8 protein-coding genes are annotated in these 6,525 nt (G+C 53.0%); 7 read left to right on the forward strand and 1 reads right to left on the reverse strand.

Features of this window, described 5'->3' with window-relative positions; translation table 11 throughout:
- The 7 genes from BMZ81_RS13660 to ilvD all read left to right on the forward strand — a co-directional run.
- A partial coding sequence (locus tag BMZ81_RS13660; protein ID WP_242942657.1) for a hotdog fold domain-containing protein occupies positions 1-497 on the forward strand: 497 nt, incomplete at its 5' end.
- Positions 498-533: 36 nt separating this feature from the next.
- Positions 534-737 carry a 4Fe-4S dicluster domain-containing protein gene (locus BMZ81_RS13665; protein ID WP_091133054.1) on the forward strand — a complete coding sequence of 68 codons (204 nt, stop codon included), beginning with the start codon at positions 534-536 and terminating at the stop codon, positions 735-737.
- 19 nt (positions 738-756) lie between these two features.
- Positions 757-1,827 (forward strand): 3-methyl-2-oxobutanoate dehydrogenase subunit VorB, encoded by a 1,071-nt coding sequence (gene vorB, locus BMZ81_RS13670; RefSeq protein ID WP_091133057.1) that lies wholly within the window; start codon positions 757-759, stop codon positions 1,825-1,827.
- Complete coding sequence (locus BMZ81_RS13675; protein ID WP_177187330.1) at positions 1,828-2,574, forward strand: thiamine pyrophosphate-dependent enzyme; 747 nt, start codon at positions 1,828-1,830, stop codon at positions 2,572-2,574.
- Entirely contained in the window at positions 2,574-3,101 is a 528-nt protein-coding gene (locus BMZ81_RS13680) for a 2-oxoacid:acceptor oxidoreductase family protein (RefSeq protein ID WP_091133059.1), read from the forward strand. Before BMZ81_RS13675 ends, BMZ81_RS13680 begins: the two co-directional genes overlap by 1 nt.
- A gap of 14 nt (positions 3,102-3,115) precedes the next feature.
- The gene (locus BMZ81_RS13685) at positions 3,116-4,075 is read left to right on the forward strand and encodes a C-terminal binding protein (protein WP_091133061.1); all 960 of its coding nucleotides are present in this window, start codon (positions 3,116-3,118) and stop codon (positions 4,073-4,075) included.
- Between the two features lie 117 nt (positions 4,076-4,192).
- Entirely contained in the window at positions 4,193-5,875 is a 1,683-nt protein-coding gene (gene ilvD / locus BMZ81_RS13690; RefSeq protein WP_091133063.1) for a dihydroxy-acid dehydratase, read from the forward strand.
- Between the two features lie 153 nt (positions 5,876-6,028).
- On the opposite strand, the gene BMZ81_RS13695 is transcribed toward ilvD, so the two are convergent.
- Positions 6,029-6,525 (reverse strand): hotdog fold domain-containing protein (locus BMZ81_RS13695; protein ID WP_242942657.1); only part of this gene is annotated, 497 nt, incomplete at its 5' end.

Genomic DNA, 6,525 nt, shown 5'->3' on the forward strand with positions numbered 1-6,525 from the left:
GGAGGCAAAGGAAAATGATTGGCAACAAGGTAATTTTCAGGAAAATGATGACAGCGGAAAACGATGGTCATTATCTTGGCAACCTGATCAACGGCGGCAGAATGCTGGACTATTTCGGCGACGTCGGAACAGAGCTTATGGTCCGTGCAACGGGCGACGGCAGCCTGTTCCGCGCATACAAGGAAGTGAACTTCCTGGCGCCCATCCATGTGGGCGATTTCATGGAGTATCACGGCTGGATTGAGAAGAAGGGCAAGAGCTCCTTCGAGGTTCATTTCGAGTGCTATAAGATCTTCACCATGACAGATGACTATAAAGTGAAGTGCAACTTTATGGATGCCATCCAGGGTGAGCCCGACCTGAAGCATTATAAGAGCGACGCTGCCATGGTGGCCTGCGATCCCCCGCTGCTGTGCGGCAATGCCATCGGCATCATGATTGTTCCTGAGGAATATCAGAGAGAACCGCTCGATCCTGCTTTCAAAATCGAAACCTAACGTTCACCAGTGAATATTTGTGAGTGAGGAATCATCATGGGAATTGTAAAAATTGACTTTCAACGATGCAAGGAATGCGGCTATTGCATCAGCTTCTGCCCCAAGAAGGTCCTGACAAAAGGCACGGCCGTGAATAAGCGCGGCTATTTCCCGCCGGTTGTCGGCGAGGGCTGTATCGCATGCGGAACGTGTGCGAGAATGTGTCCGGACGCCGCTATCTCGGTATATAAGGAAGATTAAGGGAGATTAGGTGACAACTATGGGTGAAAAAGTATTTATGCAGGGCAATATGGCGATGGCCGAATCTGCCATCCGCGCAGGCTGCAAGCTCTTTTTTGGTTATCCGATTACCCCTTCCAGCGAAGTGGCTGAATATTTTGCAAAGGCAATGTTCAATCGACCGGAGGAGGAAATCACCTTTATTCAGGCAGAGACAGAAGTATCCGCGTTCAACATGATCGCAGGCGCCGTGGCAGCTGGCCACCGCGCGATGACCGCCACCTCCGGCCCGGGCTTCTCCCTGGGACAGGAAGCGATGTCCTATATGAGCTGCGCCGATCTGCCGGCGGTTGTTCTGGATATCATGCGTCCCGGCCCCGGTGACGGCGACATTATGGCCGGTCAGAGTGACTACTATCAGCTGACCCGCGGCGGTGGCCACGGTGACTACCGCAACCTCATTCTCGCTCCCTATACCGTGGAAGAAGGCTGCAGGCTGATGCAGGAGGCCTTTGTCCTGGCGGAGAAATACCACAATCCCGTCGTCGTTGCCTCCGACGGAAACCTGGCAAAGCTCCGGGAATCCGTCGAGCTCCCCGGCAGGCTGGAGGTACCGGCTCCGGAAAGCCAGTATAACGTCCTCTCCGGCTTCGATCCCGCCGAGAGAGAGAAGCATGTGTATCTGACCGGCATGAACGGCGTGGCCGAAGTCATTATGATCAACGAGCGGCTGCAGAAAAAGTTCAAGGCCATTGAGGAAAACGAGGTTCGCTATGAGCGATACAACTGCGAGGACGCTGACATTGTCCTCGTTGCCTATGGCTCTCTCGCCCGCGTGTGCATCTCCGCAATGAAGCTGGCAAGAGCGGAGGGCATCAAGGTCGGCTTGGTCCGTCCCATCACCCTCTGGCCCTATCCCGAGAAGGCATTTGCGGATCTGAATGGGAAAAAGTTCCTGTGCTGCGAGCTCTCCGCCGGCCAGATGATCGACGATGTGAAGCTCTCTGTGGAAAACAAGCACGATGTGTATCTCTTCAGCAGATGGGGCAGCATTCTTCCCAGCCCGAAGGAAGTTCTTGCTGATATTCGGAAGTTAAATGAGGTGAAGTAAGTGAAGACGATTTATGAAAGACCGAAAATCTTCACAGATGCTATTACTACATATTGCGGCGGCTGTGGACACGGCATTGTAAACAAGCTCATTGCAGAGCTGATTGACGAAATGGGACTTCAGCGGAACGGTGTCATTGTATGGCCCATCGGCTGCTCCTGCCTGGCGGACAAGTTCTATGATATGGATCAGATTATGGCTCTTCACGGAAGAGCTCCGGCGACAGCTACCGGAATCAAGCGGGCGGAGCCTCACAAATTTGTCCTGGTTTATCAGGGTGACGGCGACATGGTTTCCGAAGGCATGGCTGAGATCATGCATGCGGCCATCCGCGGCGAAAAATTCTCTGTGATCTTCATCAACAACGCCATTTACGGCATGACAGGCGGCCAGGTCGCCCCCACAACCCTGATGGGCCAGAAGGCGACAACGGCTCCTCTTGGTCGTGAGGCGGTGAACTCCGGCTATCCCATCAACATGGCGGAAACACTCGCCTCCCTGAAGGGCGTCTGCTACTCCGAGCGCGTCACTGTGACAAGCCCGCAGAACGTCGTCAAAACCAAGAAGGCGATTAAGAAGGCGTTTGACCTGCAGCTGGCTGGCAAGGGCATGACCTTTGTTGAGGTTCTCTCTCCCTGCCCCACCAACTGGAGCATGCAGCCTGTGAAGGCGCTGGAGTGGATTGACACCGTCATGGTGGAACAGTATCCCCTTGGCGTGTTCAAGGATGAGGAGGGTGAAAACTGATGAAAAAGGAACTCCTATTCTCCGGTATCGGCGGTCAGGGTATCATGAATCTCGGCGAGATTCTCTGTGCAGCTGCCATTAAGGCCGGCTATAACGTCACCTTCTCCCCGGTATACGGCGCAGAAAAGCGCGGCGGACGCACCATGTGCAACATCGTAATGTCCACGGAAATTGAGTGTCAGATTGTCTCCGAGGCAGATGTGATGCTGATTATGGACGAGGCCTCCCTGGCAGATTATCAGCATCTCGCCGGAGAGCAGGGCGTGCTGATTCTCAGCGCGCAGGTGGAATCCACGCCGGACTCTCCCTGCAAGAACATCAAAACCGTTCCGTTTATTGAAAAGGCCATGGAGCTTGGCAATGCAAAGGTTGCGAACATGATCGCCCTGGGTTTTGTCCTGAAGTATCTGGACTTCATCCCTTACACCTCTGTAGAGAATCTTGTCAAGGAAACCTTTGCCAGCAAGGCCAAGCTGATTCCGCTGAATCTGGAAGCCCTGAAGACGGGCTATGAATACGAAGCGTAAGGGAGCGGAATGCAATGAAAGTTGTCATTGTTGATCACAGCCATGAGGACTGCAGCACCGAGGTTGGAATTCTGAAAGCCGCAGGGTATGATGTTGCCGTGACACAGGTCCATGACGAGGACGATGTCATTGACGCACTGAAGGATGCAGATGCGGCGATTGCCGAATACGGGCAGTTTACCTCCAAGGTGTTCAAGGCTCTGCCTAATCTGAAAATCGTCAGCAACTATGCGATGGGTGTGGATAATATCGACATTGAGGCGGCAAAGGCCGCAGGTCTTGCTATTGCCAACAGCCCCGATTATTGCTTTGATGAGGTTGCCGAACACGGCATGACGCTGATTGTTGCGCTGCTGCGCAATGTGGTTGATTATGCGGTTGACGTCAAAAATCATATCTGGGATTGGTCCAAAGCCCCCAAGCTCCAGAGAATCAACGGCCTGACATTGGGTCTTATCGGCTGCGGCCAGATTCCCCGCCGGGTGGCCAGAATGGCGCATGGGTTCGGCATGACGGTTGTCGGCTACGATCCCTTCCTTCCGAAAGAGGTTGCAGAAGCAGCCGGAATCGAACTGGTAACCATGGAAGAACTCGGCGCGCGGGCAGATGCGGTTTTGAGCCACGTCCCTCTGGCAAAGGGCACGAAAGAAATGGTGAATAAGAGTGTCTTTGATTCCTTCAAAAAGCATCCGGTGTTTGTGAACACCTCCCGCGGCTTGACCGTTGACGAGCACGAACTCTGCAATGCACTGCGGGACGGCAGAATCAGCCGGGCGGGACTTGATGTCATTGTCTCTGAGACCCCTGATTTTACAGAGGAGATTTTCTCTGCTCCCAATGTGTTCTTTACTCCCCATGCCGCATTTTATTCCGAAACCGCACTTGACGAGGCCAACCGGACCGCCGCCAACAATGTGGTTGAATTTTTTGCCGGCAACTACGACAAGGTTCGCTTTGTTGTAAAGCCTCAGTAATTGGATTGACGGTGCCTGAAGTCGGGGGCAGAGCTTTTCTGCCCCCGATTTTTTGCGTTTTTCGTTCATCTGAAAAGCCCCTTGGCACACATCAGTAAATGATTGGAGGGTTTGTTCATGCGGAGAAGTCAAATGACACGAAGCGCCGGGCCAGAAGTGGATCCCATCTGGCTGGGCACAGGCCGGAGTCTTTCCGATCTGGAAAAGCCGCAAATTCTTATTGAGTCCACCTACGGAGACACACATCCTGGCAGCAAACACTTAATGGACTTGGCGGAACGCGCCAAAAATACGGTATATGCCGCACGGGCAATGCCCGCCGTCTATACCGTAACGGATATCTGTGACGGTGTCGCAACCGGACATCAGGGAATGAGCTATTCCCTGCTCTCAAGAAATCTGATTGCAGCTATGGTGGAAATTCACGCCCGGGTCTCCGGCTTCGACGGTCTTCTTACCATTTCCTCCTGTGATAAGGCAGTGCCGGGGCACTTGATGGCCCTGGCCCGGCTGGATCTTCCCGGCATCCATATCTGCGGCGGCTCTATGATGCCCGGGCCTGCATTTATTTCCGGAGACACCTGCTATGAAGCCAGCCTGCGCGTGGCAGAGGGCGCCATGTCTCCGGACGAAGAGCTCTATTATAAACAAAACGCCTGCCCCAGCTATGGCGCCTGTCCCTACATGGGCACCGCCAGCACGATGCAGGCCATGGCAGAAGCATTGGGCATGGCGCTTCCCTCCAATGCCATGATGCCGGCCAACACAAATTACATTACGCAGCTTGCCGCAGAGGCGGGAGCGCGTGTCAGCCGCCTTGTAGAAATGGATCTCCGTCCCAGCCGCATTATGACTCGCACCGCCTTTGAAAACGCCATTAAAATTCATGCGGCCATCGGCGGATCCTCAAATGCAGTTCTTCACTTACCCGCTATCGCAGCGGAATTGGGCATTCCAATCGCGTTGGATGATTTTGAGCGGATCTCTGCGGGTGTTCCATTGCTTACCAGTATTCTCACTGCCGGAGTCTGGCCAACACAATTTTTCTGGTATGCAGGAGGGATTCCGCAGATTATGCGGGAGCTTGGGAACATTTTGGATCTTGATGTTTTGACCGTTACCGGAAAGACCCTTGGTGAAAATCTGGCCGACTTGGAAAAAAGCGGTTATTTTTACCGATGTGAAGCGTTTTTGCAAAATTATCGTCTGAAGCCAAGCGACATTATCCGGCCTGTAAGCGCCCCCGTCAATCAAGACAGCGGGCTTGCTGTTCTGCGCGGGAATATTGCTCCAGAAGGCGCGGTGGTGAAGCATTATGCCCTGGATGAAGCGATGCACCATTTTATTGGACAGGCAATGGTCTTTGATTCTGAAGAGGAGGCTGTGGAGGAAATTTATGCAGATCACATCCAGCCCGGCGATGTGGTGGTCCTTCGTTATAAGGGCATTCATGCCGCTGGCATGCCGGAAATGGCAAAGGTCATTAACGCTATCTGCAATAAGCCCGCATTGGACAAATGTGCTGCACTTCTTACAGATGGAAGATTTTCCGGTGGCTCCAAGGGTCCGTGCATCGGCTATATTATGCCGGAAGCCGCCGATAACGGCCCCATTGGACTTCTGCAGAATGGCGACCTGATAGAAATTGACATTCCCGGCAGATCGCTGAATCTGATTGGGTTTCAGGGTATGCGCCAGGAACCGGAGCAGGTGACACAGGAGCTTTCCCGGCGGCAAACGTCCTTTGTCGCAAAAAAATTTCAGCACCGTGGCGCCATGAAATATGTAAGTGTTTTTTAAAGGGACTCTGCGGGCCCAATCCCTTGTTTCAGATAAACGGTTAAACAGCTGTCTGAAAGCAACTGGTTTTCCTGCGCGTGAAGCAAGTTCATAAAAAAGCATCCCCTGCCGGCACTGTGTTTCGGCAGGGGATGCTTTTTATATTGGTGAACGTTAGGTTTCGATTTTGAAAGCAGGATCGAGCGGTTCTCTCTGATATTCCTCAGGAACAATCATGATGCCGATGGCATTGCCGCACAGCAGCGGGGGATCGCAGGCCACCATGGCAGCGTCGCTCTTATAATGCTTCAGGTCGGGCTCACCCTGGATGGCATCCATAAAGTTGCACTTCACTTTATAGTCATCTGTCATGGTGAAGATCTTATAGCACTCGAAATGAACCTCGAAGGAGCTCTTGCCCTTCTTCTCAATCCAGCCGTGATACTCCATGAAATCGCCCACATGGATGGGCGCCAGGAAGTTCACTTCCTTGTATGCGCGGAACAGGCTGCCGTCGCCCGTTGCACGGACCATAAGCTCTGTTCCGACGTCGCCGAAATAGTCCAGCATTCTGCCGCCGTTGATCAGGTTGCCAAGATAATGACCATCGTTTTCCGCTGTCATCATTTTCCTGAAAATTACCTTGTTGCCAATCATTTTCCTTTGCCTCC

This window comes from Oscillibacter sp. PC13 (assembly GCF_900115635.1).
Lineage (GTDB): Bacteria > Bacillota > Clostridia > Oscillospirales > Oscillospiraceae > Oscillibacter.